Consider the following 15,643-nt stretch of genomic DNA (forward strand, 5'->3'; position numbering starts at 1 on the left):
TGACCTTAACAAGTAAAATTGAGTGGAAGCTGAAAATGCGCCGTAATACTCGGTGCATCGATATTATAGAGTTCTGCCAAGTTAGTGAGCGTTAACATACTTTGAGTCGAGCCTTGCCGTGCCTGCTGTTGTTTGTTTAATAAAATCACATGGTCGGCAATGGCAGCGGCATGTTGGGGGTGATGGGTGGACATTAACACCGTGATCCCATGCTGCTTCAGTGTTTCGATATACTGTAACAGCCGAATTTGATTGCCAAAATCGAGGCTGGCTGCGGGTTCATCCATAATCAATAACTTGGGTTTTTGGACTAAGGCTCTGGCAATTAAAACCAGCTGCTTTTCTCCCCCGCTGAGGGTGCTATACAAGCGCTCTGCAAGGTGAGCAATGCCAAATTGGGTCAATTGCTCCATGGCACTGGCTTTCTCTTTTTCCCCCGGTACGCTGAACGCTGAGAGATAGGGGGTGAGCCCCATCATCACCATATCGACCACCGAAAACGTAAAGGGCGTATCGTGAGCTTGGGGTACGTAAGCAATCACTTTCGCGATGTCTCGCTGTTTCAGCCGGCTGATGGATTGCCCTTGCAAGCGTATATCCCCATCAATGGCAGGAAGTAACCCTAATAAGGTTTTCATTAAGGTGGTTTTTCCGCACCCATTCGCGCCCAGCAAGCAGGTCATCTCACCTTCAGGTAAATGCAGGTTAATGCCTTCAATAATGGCTTGGTGGTGGTAGCCAATCGCCACATTGTCTAGGGTTAAAATACTCATTTAACCCGCCTTGTTTGTAGCAAAATGGCTAAGAAAAAGGGGGCGCCCACGGCGGAGGTTAAGATCCCGAGCGGTAACTCAATGGCTGCAATGGTGCGAGCTAGCGTATCGGTGATCAGCAGTAAAATAGCGCCGATAGCCATTGCTGCAGGGAGCTGATAGCGGAAGTTAGCACCCACTATCATTCGCGTAATATGGGGAACAATTAGCCCTACCCAGCCAATAATGCCAGCTATCGACACCGTGCTGGCGGTAATCAGGGTTGCGCTAACAATCAAAATGGTGCGATTGAGCGTAACATTCACGCCTAAGCTTTTGGCTTCTTCATCGGATAAACTCAGCAAATTCATGCGCCAACGCAGCATCAATAATGGCACGAAACCCACGATCATAATGGGCAGCACTGACCATAAATCTTGCTGAGTAATGGAAGATAAACCACCGAGTAGCCAGAACGTGATAGAAGGAAGCTGCGTGTAGGGGTCAGCTAAAATTTTCATTAATGAGATGGCGGAGCCGCAAATCGCACTGACGGCAACCCCAACCAGCACAAGGGATAGAATAGGATCGTGCTGGCGGGCTAGACGAGCAATCAGATACACCACCGCCACCGTGATAAGCCCACCCACAAAAGCAAACAGTTGGATAGAAACCAGAGATTGTCCGAGAAATATCCCTAAAACCGCCCCGACGCCAGCGCCTGCGGAAACACCAAGAATATCGGGAGAAACGAGGGGGTTACGGAACATGCCTTGATAAGCTGCGCCTGCAATCGCCAGCCCGCCACCAATTAAGATGGCGGCTAAGACGCGCGGAAAGCGAATTTGCCAAAATACCGTATTGCTACGAGGATCATCGACGGGCGCTTGAGTAAACAAGCGATAGAGCTCTTCCAAGGTTAGTGAGTATTTACCACTGGTTAATGCCATCAGAAAAAAAAGTAGCAAAATAGCCATCAATAACAATGGCTTAGTTTTGGTATTGAGCCAGCTCGCCGTCATGACCTTTCCATTAGCAAGTCGACCTGCTCTTGAGTGAGCGATGAATGGTAGAACAGCTCAAAAAATTGTCTTAGATCGTGAGTCATCGTCTCTTCAACTGCTTTATCAAAGTGGCTCTGTAAGCGTCTCATGCCCAGTAAACGGTTGATCCCTGGTGGACCATCTAACCAACCGAATGGCATCCCACTGAATACGAACAGGTTATTCGATGAGATGGCTTTGAGTCCTGCCCATAATGGCGAATGAGTGATTAATTCAACAGATTCATCATATTGGGTGATGATAATATCGGGTTCCCACTGGTACAGCTGTTCCATGGAAACATCGGTCAAACCGTGGAACCCATCGATGTCCACCACATTACGAAAACCGAGCATTTCGATGGCTTCAGTATGAATGGAACCTTTTGTGCCGGTTTGTAGTCCTTTTGCACCTCTGGCGAGGTAAAAACTGAGGGGTTTTTGTTGTTGAGTCAGTGCAAATTGCTGCGCATTGCTAAGATAGCGTTCTGCTACCATACTCAGTTTTTCAGCTTGCTGATTAACATTCAATAGACGACCAAGTTGACGCAGCTGTTGCGGAGCATCAATCAGCTTACCGTCCATCAGCAAATACGGGATCCCCGTTTGTTTGGCGACTTTTTCCGCTTGGGAACGGTAGGTTTCATCGATATTGCCAGTATCGAGGATCAAATCAGGGTGATAAGCCAATAATTGTTCAAGGGATAACGTGCTACCTCGTCCCGCAAGACGACCATAAACAGGCAAATTCATCCATTGTGGCGCAAATAGTTCACTATTCCCTTTTTTCAAGTTAATAGAGGCAAAACCCACCATTTTTTCTGGGGTGAGGGCAAACATCAGTAAGTCTGCGGGCGGACCCGCCGTGATCACCTTTTGAATGTTACCATTTGCAGGTAAAGTACCGAATAATGCCTCTGCGACAGGGCTGCGACTAAATGCAGGTAAACTGTAGTATGCCGCAAGGACAGCGCAGGATTGGATAAAATGTCTTCTGTTCATTGCCATAATTAACATCGTTATACTTATATTTATATAGCGCGAAAATTAGCGAAGTCAGGCAACAGAGTCAACAGTAAAAATGAGATAGCACTGAAAAGTCGATGTTTCTGTGATTTAAAGCAATATCAAGGATTGATATCCACTGGCAGATCGCAGAACATAGCGAAATATAACGGCGTATTATAGATAATCTGGGATATATGAAGAATAAACGACCTTCTTTGCAAGATGTAGCCGACCGAGTCGGTATCACAAAAATGACGGTGAGCCGTTTCCTGCGAAATCCTGAGCAAGTTTCAGAATCCTTGCGCGGGAAAATTGCCAGTGCAGTGGAGGAATTAGGCTATATCCCAAACAAAGCGCCTGATATTTTGTCGAATGCCACAAGCCACGCCATCGGCGTTCTATTGCCATCATTAACTAACCAAGTTTTTGCCGAAGTGATCCGCGGTATTGAAGCCGTCACCGACAAACATGGTTATCAAACCATGTTGGCGCACTATGGTTATCGTGCAGAAAAAGAGGAAGAGCGCTTAACTTCGTTACTTTCTTACAATATTGATGGCGTGATTTTAGCGGAGCGTACCCATACCGAGCGCACCCTGCGCATGTTAAAAACGGCGGGGATCCCTGTCGTCGAAATTATGGACAGTATTTCGCCTTGTTTTGATGCCGCAGTCGGCATTGATAACTTTGAAGCGTCTCGCCAAATGACGCAGGCGATGATCGACCGTGGCTGCCGAAAAGTAGTCTATTTAGGGGCGAGGCAGGATGAGCGGACAATCATCCGTTTGGAAGGTTATGAAAAAGCCATGCTCGATGCCAAACTAACTCCGCGTAATTTAATGACTCAAGAGAGCTCCTCTTATTCTCTTGGCGCACAATTACTTCAAGAATGCCGCGTAAAATACCCCGATACTGATGGGCTATTTTGTACCAACGATGACTTAGCCATCGGCGCGATTTTTGAATGCCAGCGTTTAGGGATTAATGTCCCCAATGATTTGGCTATTTCGGGCTTCCATGGACACGATGTGGGACAGGTGATGACACCGAAATTAGCCAGTATCTTAACCCCTCGTGACCTTATGGGGCGCAAGGCGGCAGAAGTGCTGCTGGCAAGGATGCGCGGTGAAAAATTAGCACAGAAAAAATTCGATGTTGGTTTTAAGTTACTAACTGGTGAAAGTATCTAGTAAGGTTGCATCGAGTCAGCAAAACATTATTGCGATTACCATCACAATTCCGCTGTTTTCTTCACCTATCTAATTGCTAAATAAATATCCACTAGCAATAATGTTACCCGTAACCTGTTACCGGTAACATCCAGCCAGGGCACCGGAATAACAACCTAAATTAAATTTCAAATCTAGAATTAAATAACCTCTTTTCAACACCCGAGGAGTTTCCTATGAGTGATACCCAAAATCAAAACTACACATTTGTCTTAATGGGGGTATCGGGTAGCGGCAAATCCGCAGTGGCGAGTGGCGTTGCTCAGCAGTTACAAGCTGCCTTTTTAGACGGGGACTTTTTGCACCCGAAATCCAATATTATGAAAATGGCATCTGGACATGCACTGAATGATGATGACCGTCGTCCGTGGTTAGAAGCGCTGAACGGTGCCATTTTTGCAATGCAAAGAACCAATCAGGTTTCTCTGGTTGTGTGCTCTGCATTGAAAAAGAGTTATCGCGATATTCTTCGTGAAGATAATAAAAATCTCTATTTTATCTATCTGAAAGGCGATGCAGCAGTGATTGAAGAGCGTTTAAGAGCGCGTCGTGGTCATTTCTTTAAACCAGAAATGTTGAAATCACAGTTCGATACACTGCAAGAACCAGATACCCAAGAAGCCGACGCTTATGCGGTTGATATCCGTCCTGCGCTCAATGAGGTTATCGACAATACCTGTGCAACCATTCGTCAAATCATGACGGGAGATAAAGCATGAACGCACCAGTAGAAACATTAAGTACCTTAACATTGGTACTGACCGCCGTTGGCTCGGTGGTATTATTGCTATTTTTAGTGATGTACGCGCGTTTACACGCTTTTGTAGCGTTAATGATTGTGTCGATTGGCGCGGGTCTATTTTCTGGTATGCCAGTCCAAGATATCACTGCAACCATGCAAAAAGGGATGGCGGGAACCCTGGGATTCCTTGCTATCGTCGTCGCCTTAGGTGCCATGTTCGGTAAGATCTTGCATGAAACGGGCGCTTTGGATCAGGTTGCTCATAAGCTATTAGACCTTTTCGGTGAAAAGCGCGCGCATTATGCGGTGGGGATCGCCGGTTTAATCTGCGCACTGCCATTGTTCTTTGACGTGGCTATCGTGCTATTAATCGGCGTGGTATTTGCGGTCGCAAACCGCACTGGCCACAACGTAGTTCGCTTAGCAATTCCTCTGTTTGCTGGTGTGGCAGCAGCGGCAGCCTTCCTGTTACCGGGACCAACACCAATGCTGGTGGCGTCGCAAATGGGTGCAGATTATGGCTGGATGATCTTAATTGGTCTGTGTGCGGCTATCCCGAGCATGATTTTAGCGGGTCCACTGTTTGGTAGCTTTATCAGCAAGTTTGTTAGTATTGAAATTCCTGCTGACTACCAAGCACCACAAAGCACTAACGGCAAAATGCCAAGCTTTGGCTTCAGCTTAAGCCTCGTGTTGTTCCCATTACTGCTGGTTGGTTTAAAAACCATCGGGACTCACTTTGTGGAAAAAGGCTCGAATCTAGAAAACTGGTTAGAGTTTATTGGTCATCCATTTACTGCATTATTACTGGCATGTTTGCTGGCAATCTACGGCTTAGGCTTCCGCTACGGCATGGATAAAGAGCGCGTGATGGCGGTCTGTTCCGCAGCAATTCAACCTGCGGGTATCATCCTGTTAGTGACTGGTGCGGGTGGTGTATTCAAACAAGTGCTGGTGGACTCAGGTGTAGGTCCGGCATTAGGTGATTCGCTGATTGGTGCAGGTTTACCGATTGCTGTCGCGTGTTTCGTCTTAGCGGGTGCGGTGCGTGTTATCCAAGGTTCTGCGACTGTTGCTTGTCTAACGACTGTTGGTTTAGTCCTGCCTGTTATCGGTGAGCTAGGTTACTCTGGTGCACAACTGGCTGCATTAGCGATTTGTATCTCTGGTGGTTCATTAATTCTGAGCCATGTGAATGACTCCGGTTTCTGGTTATTCGGTAAATTTACAGGTGCAACTGAAGCTCAAACCTTAAAAACGTGGACTATCATGGAAACGATTTTAGGAACGACGGGTGCGATTGTTGGGATGATTTTCTTTACCTTCCTGTAAAACTGATTTCTTTCTATCTCTTCTGTAAAAAACAAAAGTCAGCTTACTTAGGTAGGCTGACTTTTTTGTATGTGAAGATAACGAAATAGGTTTATTTCAACATCTGATTAAACTGGCTATACAAAGCTTGGGCGCTTTTCTTATAACCATCCGCAGAGAAATGCACATTATCAGGACGGGCTAAACCTTGGGATGCCCATGCGCGGATAGAGCAAGGTCCGCCCATGTTCGCTTGCCAATCCCAAAACAGCGTATGTTCCTGAGCGGCAATGTTTTTCTGAATACGAATCACATCCATCAAATTCACCGGCATCTGTGCGCTACAACCCGCCGCATTACTGAATTTAATTGAGTCGCTAGGCCCCACTAGCATAATCACGGCATTAGGTGATTGCTGGCGGATCTGACGAATTTTATCCCGTAGATTTTGTTCGTAAGCCACTAAGTTCAGTGTGTCATTAAACGCTTCATTGGTGCCGAAGGCTAAAATCACCATATCTGGCGACATTTGAGCCAGCGTGGCACTCCACTGTGGTTGCCATTTATTCAGCATGTTGATGGTCGCACCGTTTAAACCGATAGCAGATAACATCACACCGGGTTTATTCGAACGGACTAACCATCCACCCACTTTGAGATTACTTGTTGTTCCAACTGACACAGTTGATGGCAATTGCGTGCTCACTGGCGCAGAGAATTGCCAACTATTTCCCGTGGCAGGTAAGGCAACTGTCGAAGATGAGGATGGCGAAACCTGCATCTGGGCACCATTCGAGCTTTGGTACAGTGCTTGTAAGCGATAACTATTTTGGACAGGCTGCAACGGTTTTAATAACACATTGCTCTTGCTACCTTGTGGCTCCGCTATCAATCCACCTAACGGGTAGTCAAAACGCTCGTCTTTGCGGCTACTGGAAAGTGACCAATCTGACTTATCACTGACGCGATTAATGGTGGCGGTGCGTTGACCCGGTACCGAAATTGGCGGTACAAAACCAGGACCTGCATCTCCATAACGTTGTTGGAACAATGCTCTTAATTCACCAGTGAAAAAATCTGCGGCCGTGTGTGAATCCCCTATCTGAACGATATGGACTTGTTGACCACCTTGGCGCAGTTTAGACGCCAATTGACTTAAATTGGGTTCACCGTTATTGACTAACTGCCCTTGCTCTGTAGGCGCTTGCCACTGAGTTTGCGACGTTTTGCCGCGTTTAGTATCAGGGGTTTGACAAGAGACTAAGCCTAATGACAGCAGGGTAATAACACTAGCTGTGAGTAGCTTGCTCTTGACCTGATTCTGGTTGTTCAGTTTCATGAGGTTCCTTGTCTTCCTCTTCGAAATGGATCAGTGAAAATACGCTTTCGGCAATCATTTGTTGCCCTTTACCACTGAAATGGATCCCATCACCACTGCGCAATTTTATAGCATTGCTACTATCCCCAATATAGTCGGAATAGTCGTCATTTTTATATTTAAAGACGTCATTAGCAGAAATGTACATTTCGCCATACTTCGCAACTTCGGTTTGGTAGAGACCGCGTAGGAACTTCATTCCATCGGAGAGAGTGTTTTTACGCATATTCGGTGGACCCACCCAAATCACATCGACATGATGTTGGCGTGCGGTGGAAAGAATTTCACTGATACGCGAACGATAGGTTTGCTCCCACTCTTCACTCTTGAATTTCACATACTTATAGCCCGATTGTGGTGGCATATCCCACGGGTCATTAGGACCTAAAAATACCACTAAGACTTTAATTTTCGGGTTATCGTTCAATGCTTTGGCAATGGTATCTGGCCAGTTAAAGAATTTAGGGTACGCGAGACCGGTACTCTGCTTACTTAAGTTAATACTCTCAATATTATACTTTTTCAACAGCATGTTTTTAACATGGGGAGCGACGCCCTGCATCATGGAGTCCCCAGCAAACAAGACTTGATCCCCTGCAGCAATATTGGCTATCTGTTTTTGAACAACAGGTCCTTCAGGCTGCGCAATAGTCACTCCTGCAAAGGTTCGACCTGGAATTTTAGCGCGAGCTTGAGGGCGTTTTAATAACTCAGGGAATGTGACCGATAAGCTCTCTGCGGGATGAATATAACCATTAACAAAGTGTAGCCCGACACGGAAATCTTGTGGGAAAACTAACGTTTCATGGTTAGCGGTCATTTGGGCGGCAAGTTTATCTTCAGCGGCTTTTTGTCCAGATGCGTGATAGGCAAAAGTTGCCCCTGCTTCTTGGACACCATCATGTAACGCGCTCCCGTAATCCCAGACAGGGTTTCCACTGATTTTCGCCCATGGGGTATCTTGGTGATACTTTTGCTGCCAGAATCGCTCTAAGGAGCTTTGGTTTAACCAAATCAGTAGCAAGCCAGTGATGATGACAATCAGCACCACTTGTCCGGTTTTTTTCAGGTTATTTTTAAACTCAGAAGTTAGCATAGATAAATCCTGGCATTCCTGAAGGTGAAAGCATAAACATAATCGTCAACACGATGGCTAATGGGATTGGGTAATAGTACCAAGCGATATCTTGATATTTCTTGGCAACATACTGGTAGCCTTGAACGAAATAAGGGTAGGCGAAGAACAGTAACCAGAATGCAATCAGCAAGCCGAGGTTCGCGCTAATTGAGGCGATAAATCCAGGCTCAATAAATTGATTGAGCATCACCAGAGCATCATCAAACGATGGGCTACGGAAAAAAATCCATGCAAAGCAGACAAAATGGAAAGTCAGAATTCGTGCAAGTAATTTTGAAACATGGGCGTTGGGAATTAAGTGGGTTCTCCCCAGTTTTTTCATTAGCTCAGTTTTGATATTAAAAATTACCGTCCCTAAGCCATGAATTGCGCCCCAAATAACAAATGTCATTGCAGCACCATGCCACAGACCCGAAATTAACATTGCGGTTAATACGTTGATATTTTTGCGTACAAATCCTTTGCGACTGCCACCTAATGGAATATAGATATAATCCATGATGAAGGTCGATAAACTGATATGCCAACGTTTCCAGAAATCTTGCAAGTTAGTGGCTAAATATGGGGCATTAAAGTTAAGTGGCACTCTAAAGCCTAATAGTAACGCAATCCCCGTCACTAAATTGGTATAACCGGAGAAGTTAAAATAGATATTCCACGCGTAAGCGTAGGTGGCAATTAATATTTCCCCTGCGCTAAAGCCTGCGGGAGCATCAAATACTGGATTAACGTAGTTTTCAGCGAGGTATGAGCTGAATAGAAACAGTTTTACCAGTGCTAAGCTAATTAACAAAATGGCGCGGCGAGAGTCGAGAATAACGCGGCTTTCAGCTTGGATTTGCGGTAAAAAGTTTTTTGCACGGTTAATTGGACCCGCAACGATACTTGGGAAAAAAGCCAAATATAATACGACGTCAAAAAAGTCGGCTTTTTCAATTTCTTTGCGGCATACAGAAACGGTATAGCTGACGGAATGGAAGGCGTAGAAAGAGAGCCCCAATGGTGCCAACAGTTCCAGTACAGGCAGTCCAACGCTAAATCCAAACTTATCGAGGGTTTGCTGAATAGTTTCCTGGAAAAAAGAATAATATTTAAACGCAGTAAAGCAGCCAATGATCCCGATAGCTAATAACGAATATACCCATCGATTAGATAACCAAACCGTTGCCCAGTTGGTGAGCAAATAGATAAATAACGTGTAGCCAAACAGAATATAGGCAAAGTCAGGGCTAAACGAGTAGACAAAGAAATAACTTGCTGTGATGAGCAACCCATTCTGCAATTTAGAGCTGGGTTGGCAGCCCCAATAAATAAGAAAAAAAACTAAAAAAGAGCCAAGAAACTCAAATGAGAAGAAATTCATATTAGACTCAGGTGTTATTTGTTATGGGTGACCATGATATTTATTCTTCCTCGGCTTGCAATCAGAATTTCGTCATATTTCGCGCCGTCGCGGTGTTGTCATCGTATTGCCACCCTAGTCACATACTTGTGTATGCTCCTAGGGATATCAATCCTCGACGCCTAGCGACAACACGAACTATTTAGAAATTCAACCGTAGATGAATTTTTCTTACCCAAAAACCCTAATTATTTAGAGTAAATCGAGGATAGAGAAAATAAGTTATACAAGACTCAAGACTCAAAGTTTAAGAAGTATAGCTGGGGTGGGGTGGGTTGTCATATTTCGAGTGGATGGGAAAACGTGCAAAAAAAATCCACTTTCGAAAAAGTGGATTTTTATACTGTGTACCTGGTGTGTAGATACTAAAATTAGCTGCGAGTCGCTGCTCTTTGTTGAGCTTGTGTAATCAATTCTTCGTTGCTCGCGTACATCTCTTTCAAATAGCGGTTATATGATGAACCTAACTCTGAGTACCCTTTCATATCGTTAATCAGCTTGACGGAGTCTAACTCATCTTGTGATTGACGCTGTTTAGCACGCGAGTGACGTAAAGACTCATACGCGTTATGGGTATTCATATTCTTCATATAGGCAGTCACTGTTGCTTCAACAGAAGCGTAAGCTGAGTAGCCTTTGATCTTTCCTTTGCTAACTTGGCAACCGCTACCACAGCGCATACCAAATAAATTTCCGTTTTGTAGAGCAAGCTGAGAAGTACCCCAACCAGACTCTGTAGCCGCTTGTGTCGCAACTAAATGCGTTGGCATGATGTCTACACGACTTAACAGCTTATCCCAATTAATACGTTTTGGGTTGCTGCAACTGATGCCATAACTATCGCAGATCTGGGTTAGGCGACGTAGCTCTTGGGCGCTCCATTTGGTGTTCGTGCGCACGGAAAGCAGCCAGTTACGCTCTTCCATAATCTGTTGATTGACTTTTTCAATCACCGGGACAATCGTTTTCAAAAACGCTTTCTTACGTGGAGTACCAGACGGGTATTTACGCATATCAGGCAGTGGTGTTTCTGCTTGATTTGAGTTTTGTGCCGACTTCAGTGTGAAGTCTTTTTTAAGCATCGTACTGGTACTGGTGGAGCCAAAACTGAGGCCCGAAAACAAAAGTAAAAATAAGAAAGCGAAGACGGCGTTTGTCCCCATCGTTCGAGAGGGCATTTGCTTCTCCTATGTTTCTCTGAACAAAAATCGAGCGAATGGTAGCAGAATAATTTTTCACGAGCTACCTTTATCCGACTCACATTAGGTAAATTTCTGTATTAGTATGTCATTAAATGTTGATTTATTTTAACTTAATGATTTTACATTAAAAATAATTGCGTTATTTATATTTTCAATGCTTTATTTATCAATTTTTGTTTTTGATTTCATCTTGCAATCATCTGATTTAAGCTAAATTAGATTGATTTTCAAACAATTAACAGGTGTATTGTAGGGTTATTATGCTTAAAAAATAACCGATCAGTGGTCTAAATTTTAAACAAAATGGGGTGTTTCGCATTTTATGAGTGGTATTGGTTGTTAAAAATACAGAATCAAAATCGACTTTCAATGTGTGAAAAGGACAAAAAAAATGCCGTTTTTTGACCTTTTGCCTCAGCCAAATATTACTATTAGTCGACGACTTTTTTAGTCGTAGAATGGCACGGTTTGCTGTTTCTGATCTTCAATTTTTGCATTCTCCGCGAGCCGTTTGAAATCATCAACTGTCCAATATGTCTCTGGGATAGGAAGTTGTGCCATATGATCGGTGGGTACTAAGCGAAACTGTGCGAGAGAGGATAATGCAAATCCTGCATATTCCGACGGCAAACTGAGTTTCAGCCCCAAAGTCGCTACAGCTTGGGTTGGTAAAAACGGATAGCGGCTATCGGTGGTGTCATAATCGCGTGTGAGCACTAAAAATTTATCTGGAACACGCTTCGCACTATTCCACCAAAGCCCATCAATTTTGTTAAATGCATCGCGAGTTAAGGGTTTTTCTTGAGCCCCAAGTTGATGTAGTGCAATGGGAAGCAGTGCTTCGAGAGATTGCGAGAATATCGCAAGTGACTCAGCACGACCTTGTAAAATCAGCGAACTTGCTAGTCTTGCTCCCACTAAGTTGGAATATAAGTCTTCGGGAGAGAAGGCAGATATCCCCTCCGAAAAGCCAGGAACTGATTGATAGCCATACCATTGTGCAATTTCATGCCAAGCAGCTAACTGAAATGCAAGTTTAGCTGCCAGATAAGCACTTAACGTATAGCGCTCTGCGGGGGACGCAGGTGGTGTAAAGGCTGAAAAATGGATTTGTCTGCTCGCGAGTTCATCGCTGAGGGTTAGTGTCCACTCTTCACCAAGTTTTGGGTAAATCTGGCTAAAGAGATATAACGTATAGTCGGCGGTATCTCGAACATGTGCAATATCAATAAACCCGCCATCTGTGGTATAGATAAGCCCCACTTTTTCGTTACTGATCCCCATTAGACCTGCGGTGGCGCCCAAGTAACTATCATTATAATGGTGCTCACCAAGATTATCGGCTTCCACTATGTTGTCGATGGTATAGAAAGGAACGGGGATACCTGCCACTTCCGCTTGCAGGTCATAGCCAAAAGCACAGCAGGCTCGAAGTCCTTGAGGGGCTTTGAGATCTTGTAGAACAGACCACGCTTTAGATGCTTCCTCGTTGGAAATCGTATCTAGATTAAGGTTCGCCGCAGGTAAGTTCAGCTCCTCGCGAGTTTGGCAGGCGACGAGCATAAGTAAAAAACATGAAGTTATTAGCAGCTTAAACATTAAAAAGACTCACCAACTTGGAAATAGACGCCCGTACTGTTGCGACCAACACCAAAATCCAGTCTCACATTCATCCGAGGCTTAAATTCAAAACGATAGCCTACACCGGCACTTGGTAGCCAGTGTCCAGCACCTAATTCTGAGGGAGAGTCGCTCATGGTCCCCGTGCCTAACCAGCCAACAACCCCGTGCCGCCAGTCTAATTTATGCCGTAACTCGATTTGACTAGTAAAAATATTGTTGTCCCGATAGCGCCCTTCATAGTAACCCCGCATGCGGTTACTGTTACCTAATAAAGAAAGCTGATTCCACGGCACATCTCCCGTGGTAAAGCGGGCATAGTTATCAACGGCTACGACGGTTTTCTCTGTGAGCTCATGGTAATAGGCATACTGCAACTGGGTCGCTTGAAAACGGGTATCACTACCGAGGTTCGGTGAAAAATAAGTATAAATAACCTCAAGTGTTTGCCCATGGTGTGCGTTGGGTAAAAAGTCTCGGGTGTCATAGCTATAGTAGGCGCTGACGCCTGAACTGATAACCGAACGCCCGCCAACTGATTGCGAAAAGTAAGCTTTTGCGCCTTCATCGGGATCGCTGGCATTGATCGACGAAAAATTCCAACCTAGTCCCACATAGGTGGCATCGGTTAGCTTATATAAAGCCCTTGGGGTAATTTTGAACTCTTGGGAATGGTATTTTTCTTTATTGCTCTCTTTTTTACCCGCTGCGTATCCTTTACCCCAATAATAAGTCGGTACATTATTGATGGTGCCAGATACAAACAGTCGCCATTGGTCGCTATCTACAAAGTTGTAGTTAGTGAAGTTGAGTCCAAAAGCCCCTGTGGATGATGCAAAACCACTTAATCCAATCGAAGAGGGCTGGGTTTTGGTGTCTTGTTTGTCGAGACGATATAAACCCACTAAAGCGGTTCCGACACCTAACCCCATTTCAGGAGTATAGAAAGGCCCCGGTAAGACGCCCCAGTCGATAGTTTTGGATTCATCAAAGCTGTTTTCGCCCCCAAGCTCGCTGAGCCAACCATCAATTTGCTCACGTTCAGGAAGGATTTGCGCTTGCGAGGAGAAGGCAATGATAAGGCTGAGCAGTGTCAGCCTACGCAGGTGTTTCTGTTGTAACATTAAAAACGGAACTCGCCTGAAATAAAGAAGCTGTTACGGTTATTAAAGCCCACTTCGGTCAGAACGTTAAAGTTACGAGTTAACTCAACGCGAGCACCGACGGTATTATTCCATTTATGGGCAAGGTGTTGTTTAACATCGAATTTTATATCCGTATATTTAGACATTCCATTAACGATATCTGATAATTCAGGAGGCATGTCAAGTTTGCTAACGTTACCTTTAAAGCGCTGGGTAATATCTTGGTACATAGCGCCTGTCCAAACTTGAACTTTGGTATTCCCTTGACCGGCAATTAAAGGTTCAAAAACGAATTCATAACCGATACGCGGTGTGACAACAAAGGCACTAATATCACCATCAAGGATATCGAGGTTGGTACGGGTATAGTTCATATCTAACGTACCGAAGAACTGATTATATGCACCTGCAAATGTGACACCTCCACCATAGGTTTTACCTTCAAAATCTAATTCAAAAGGAATGTCTTTTCCGAGAACTAATGGATTATTAGGATCAAAAGCAATACTAACACTATTTAAGTTGGTTTTTGATTTTCCTTTAGTTTTTCCATAGACACCATACATATTCATAAATGGCAAAACCCATGCATCTAATTTCAATGTATGGGTTTCATTTTTTTCGCGAGTGTACCCTGGATCTATTTTTATAGCATCTTGTACCCCTTGCCAATCAGGGGAGGTGAATTTAAATCCAATGCTATCAACGACAATATCCTGACGCAGATTCATATAGCCATAACTGACACCAAAAGGTTCTGGTAAGTCATAACCTCGAGCGCGTGCTTCATCTCCCCAAATAGGCAATACACGGGATTCAGTCGTGGATGAACGCGTGACGCCGCCTTCGCTATTATTTTTAGGGACTCCAGATTCGCTCATGCTTAATGAAAATAGTGGTGTGTCACTATCGGCAAAACTGGCAGGGATAGCCAGACAAGAGGAAAGTAGCAGCGCTGCGCTGTATTGAATGCGTGTCATAATGGACTCAATGATTAGTAGAATAGAATGAAGGAAACAATAAATTAATTAACTTACAGTTATCGACAAAAGTTTAGCATATATGGCAATTGATAGTATGGCTCATGGTGCTATTTTAATGATATTTCGCTACCTATGAACGCATATTATTATCAATATGATGGATGTGATTAAGATATTAAGAAGATGCTATTGAGGTACTAAAAAACGTGCTGAAACTCTGGGTATTTCAGCACTGAAATGCATTAGAGGAGTAAGAGCGGTATTATTTGCTGTTTTTCTGATGAAACTGAACACGCTCATGGAAATAATCTTTTAAATGCGCTTCCATGCTGTGAATTTTTTGTTCCAGCGCATTAATTAAGACATCATCATTATTCATATCAAAAACGCGCTTCATTGCGAGGTCATCAATATATTCTTTTTGTTTCTCAGATAAATCAGCCATGTTGTAAAGCCTCTATTTTCAAAACCTATATAAGAAAGGATTATTTCACCAACCAAAAGCCTTGGTGATGCTGGTTCTCATTGTGCCCTAGTGAATACGGGATGAAAAGTGGAATTACGTTGCATCAAATAATGATGATTAATGCTCCTAGTTTAAATATGAGAGATTAAACGCCTATCTGATTGGGTTAAGAATTATCACAATATTCTTATCGAATATAAGCTGATATCCTCCAGTAAGATAATA

14 protein-coding genes are annotated in these 15,643 nt (G+C 44.1%); 3 read left to right on the forward strand and 11 right to left on the reverse strand.

Going from position 1 to position 15,643, the window contains the following annotated elements; genetic code table 11:
• Nucleotides 1–5: 5 nt before the first annotated feature.
• Genes ACIH2S_RS02140 through ACIH2S_RS02150 form a run of 3 tightly spaced genes read right to left on the reverse strand, consistent with a single transcriptional unit; the run spans nt 6 to nt 2,802 of the window.
• Nucleotides 6–773 carry an ABC transporter ATP-binding protein gene (locus ACIH2S_RS02140; protein ID WP_430248009.1) on the reverse strand — a complete coding sequence of 256 codons (768 nt, stop codon included), beginning with the start codon at nt 771–773 and terminating at the stop codon, nt 6–8.
• Complete coding sequence (locus ACIH2S_RS02145; RefSeq protein WP_349488184.1) at nt 770–1,774, reverse strand: FecCD family ABC transporter permease; 1,005 nt, start codon at nt 1,772–1,774, stop codon at nt 770–772. The genes ACIH2S_RS02140 and ACIH2S_RS02145 overlap by 4 nt, the downstream gene beginning before the upstream one ends.
• Entirely contained in the window at nt 1,771–2,802 is a 1,032-nt protein-coding gene (locus tag ACIH2S_RS02150) for an ABC transporter substrate-binding protein (protein WP_321146419.1), read from the reverse strand. The genes ACIH2S_RS02145 and ACIH2S_RS02150 overlap by 4 nt, the downstream gene beginning before the upstream one ends.
• A 194-nt stretch (nt 2,803–2,996) precedes the next feature.
• Between ACIH2S_RS02150 and gntR the strand changes: the two genes are divergently transcribed.
• The 3 genes from gntR to gntU all read left to right on the forward strand — a co-directional run bounded on the left by gntR (nt 2,997) and on the right by gntU (nt 6,105).
• Nucleotides 2,997–3,992: a gluconate operon transcriptional repressor GntR gene (gene gntR, locus ACIH2S_RS02155; RefSeq protein ID WP_036955346.1), complete on the forward strand. Its 996-nt coding sequence runs from the start codon at nt 2,997–2,999 to the stop codon at nt 3,990–3,992.
• Nucleotides 3,993–4,207: 215 nt separating this feature from the next.
• Nucleotides 4,208–4,750, forward strand: coding sequence for a gluconokinase (gntK, locus tag ACIH2S_RS02160; RefSeq protein ID WP_036955343.1), 543 nt, complete (start codon nt 4,208–4,210; stop codon nt 4,748–4,750).
• Nucleotides 4,747–6,105 carry a gluconate transporter gene (gene gntU, locus ACIH2S_RS02165; protein ID WP_036955341.1) on the forward strand — a complete coding sequence of 453 codons (1,359 nt, stop codon included), beginning with the start codon at nt 4,747–4,749 and terminating at the stop codon, nt 6,103–6,105. Before gntK ends, gntU begins: the two co-directional genes overlap by 4 nt.
• A gap of 91 nt (nt 6,106–6,196) precedes the next feature.
• Here gntU and ACIH2S_RS02170 read toward each other — a convergent pair whose 3' ends face one another.
• From ACIH2S_RS02170 to ACIH2S_RS02205, 8 genes are all read right to left on the reverse strand, one after another.
• Nucleotides 6,197–7,423 (reverse strand): SGNH/GDSL hydrolase family protein, encoded by a 1,227-nt coding sequence (locus ACIH2S_RS02170; RefSeq protein ID WP_430248013.1) that lies wholly within the window; start codon nt 7,421–7,423, stop codon nt 6,197–6,199.
• Nucleotides 7,374–8,558 carry an SGNH/GDSL hydrolase family protein gene (locus ACIH2S_RS02175; protein ID WP_430248016.1) on the reverse strand — a complete coding sequence of 395 codons (1,185 nt, stop codon included), beginning with the start codon at nt 8,556–8,558 and terminating at the stop codon, nt 7,374–7,376. Before ACIH2S_RS02175 ends, ACIH2S_RS02170 begins: the two co-directional genes overlap by 50 nt.
• Nucleotides 8,545–9,963, reverse strand: coding sequence for an MBOAT family O-acyltransferase (locus tag ACIH2S_RS02180; protein ID WP_108479293.1), 1,419 nt, complete (start codon nt 9,961–9,963; stop codon nt 8,545–8,547). Before ACIH2S_RS02180 ends, ACIH2S_RS02175 begins: the two co-directional genes overlap by 14 nt.
• Nucleotides 9,964–10,373: 410 nt before the next feature.
• A complete protein-coding gene (locus ACIH2S_RS02185; RefSeq protein ID WP_036955332.1) occupies nt 10,374–11,180 on the reverse strand; it encodes a protein bax in 807 nt (268 codons plus the stop codon).
• Between the two features lie 471 nt (nt 11,181–11,651).
• Nucleotides 11,652–12,803: a DUF4056 domain-containing protein gene (locus tag ACIH2S_RS02190; RefSeq protein WP_196712530.1), complete on the reverse strand. Its 1,152-nt coding sequence runs from the start codon at nt 12,801–12,803 to the stop codon at nt 11,652–11,654.
• A complete protein-coding gene (locus tag ACIH2S_RS02195) occupies nt 12,803–13,948 on the reverse strand; it encodes a BamA/TamA family outer membrane protein (RefSeq protein ID WP_349488187.1) in 1,146 nt (381 codons plus the stop codon). The genes ACIH2S_RS02190 and ACIH2S_RS02195 overlap by 1 nt, the downstream gene beginning before the upstream one ends.
• On the reverse strand, nt 13,948–14,949 hold the full coding sequence (locus tag ACIH2S_RS02200) for a hypothetical protein (protein ID WP_108479295.1): 1,002 nt from the start codon (nt 14,947–14,949) through the stop codon (nt 13,948–13,950). The genes ACIH2S_RS02195 and ACIH2S_RS02200 overlap by 1 nt, the downstream gene beginning before the upstream one ends.
• A 265-nt stretch (nt 14,950–15,214) precedes the next feature.
• Entirely contained in the window at nt 15,215–15,397 is a 183-nt protein-coding gene (locus tag ACIH2S_RS02205) for a hypothetical protein (protein ID WP_006658236.1), read from the reverse strand.
• Between the last annotated feature and the right edge of the window lie 246 nt (nt 15,398–15,643).

This window comes from Providencia lanzhouensis (genome assembly GCF_050469745.1).
In the GTDB taxonomy this organism is placed as follows: Bacteria; Pseudomonadota; Gammaproteobacteria; order Enterobacterales; family Enterobacteriaceae; genus Providencia; species Providencia lanzhouensis.

Excerpts from the sequence above, each read along its gene's own strand:
- ACIH2S_RS02140 (WP_430248009.1), bottom strand. The coding sequence starts at position 773 with ATGAGTATTTTAACCCTAGACAATGTGGCGATTGGCTACCACCACCAA.
- ACIH2S_RS02145 (WP_349488184.1), bottom strand. The coding sequence starts at position 1,774 with ATGACGGCGAGCTGGCTCAATACCAAAACTAAGCCATTGTTATTGATG.
- ACIH2S_RS02150 (WP_321146419.1), bottom strand. The coding sequence starts at position 2,802 with ATGGCAATGAACAGAAGACATTTTATCCAATCCTGCGCTGTCCTTGCG.
- gntR (WP_036955346.1), top strand. The coding sequence starts at position 2,997 with ATGAAGAATAAACGACCTTCTTTGCAAGATGTAGCCGACCGAGTCGGT.
- gntK (WP_036955343.1), top strand. The coding sequence starts at position 4,208 with ATGAGTGATACCCAAAATCAAAACTACACATTTGTCTTAATGGGGGTA.
- gntU (WP_036955341.1), top strand. The coding sequence starts at position 4,747 with ATGAACGCACCAGTAGAAACATTAAGTACCTTAACATTGGTACTGACC.
- ACIH2S_RS02170 (WP_430248013.1), bottom strand. The coding sequence starts at position 7,423 with ATGAAACTGAACAACCAGAATCAGGTCAAGAGCAAGCTACTCACAGCT.
- ACIH2S_RS02175 (WP_430248016.1), bottom strand. The coding sequence starts at position 8,558 with ATGCTAACTTCTGAGTTTAAAAATAACCTGAAAAAAACCGGACAAGTG.
- ACIH2S_RS02180 (WP_108479293.1), bottom strand. The coding sequence starts at position 9,963 with ATGAATTTCTTCTCATTTGAGTTTCTTGGCTCTTTTTTAGTTTTTTTT.
- ACIH2S_RS02185 (WP_036955332.1), bottom strand. The coding sequence starts at position 11,180 with ATGCCCTCTCGAACGATGGGGACAAACGCCGTCTTCGCTTTCTTATTT.
- ACIH2S_RS02190 (WP_196712530.1), bottom strand. The coding sequence starts at position 12,803 with ATGTTTAAGCTGCTAATAACTTCATGTTTTTTACTTATGCTCGTCGCC.
- ACIH2S_RS02195 (WP_349488187.1), bottom strand. The coding sequence starts at position 13,948 with ATGTTACAACAGAAACACCTGCGTAGGCTGACACTGCTCAGCCTTATC.
- ACIH2S_RS02200 (WP_108479295.1), bottom strand. The coding sequence starts at position 14,949 with ATGACACGCATTCAATACAGCGCAGCGCTGCTACTTTCCTCTTGTCTG.
- ACIH2S_RS02205 (WP_006658236.1), bottom strand. The coding sequence starts at position 15,397 with ATGGCTGATTTATCTGAGAAACAAAAAGAATATATTGATGACCTCGCA.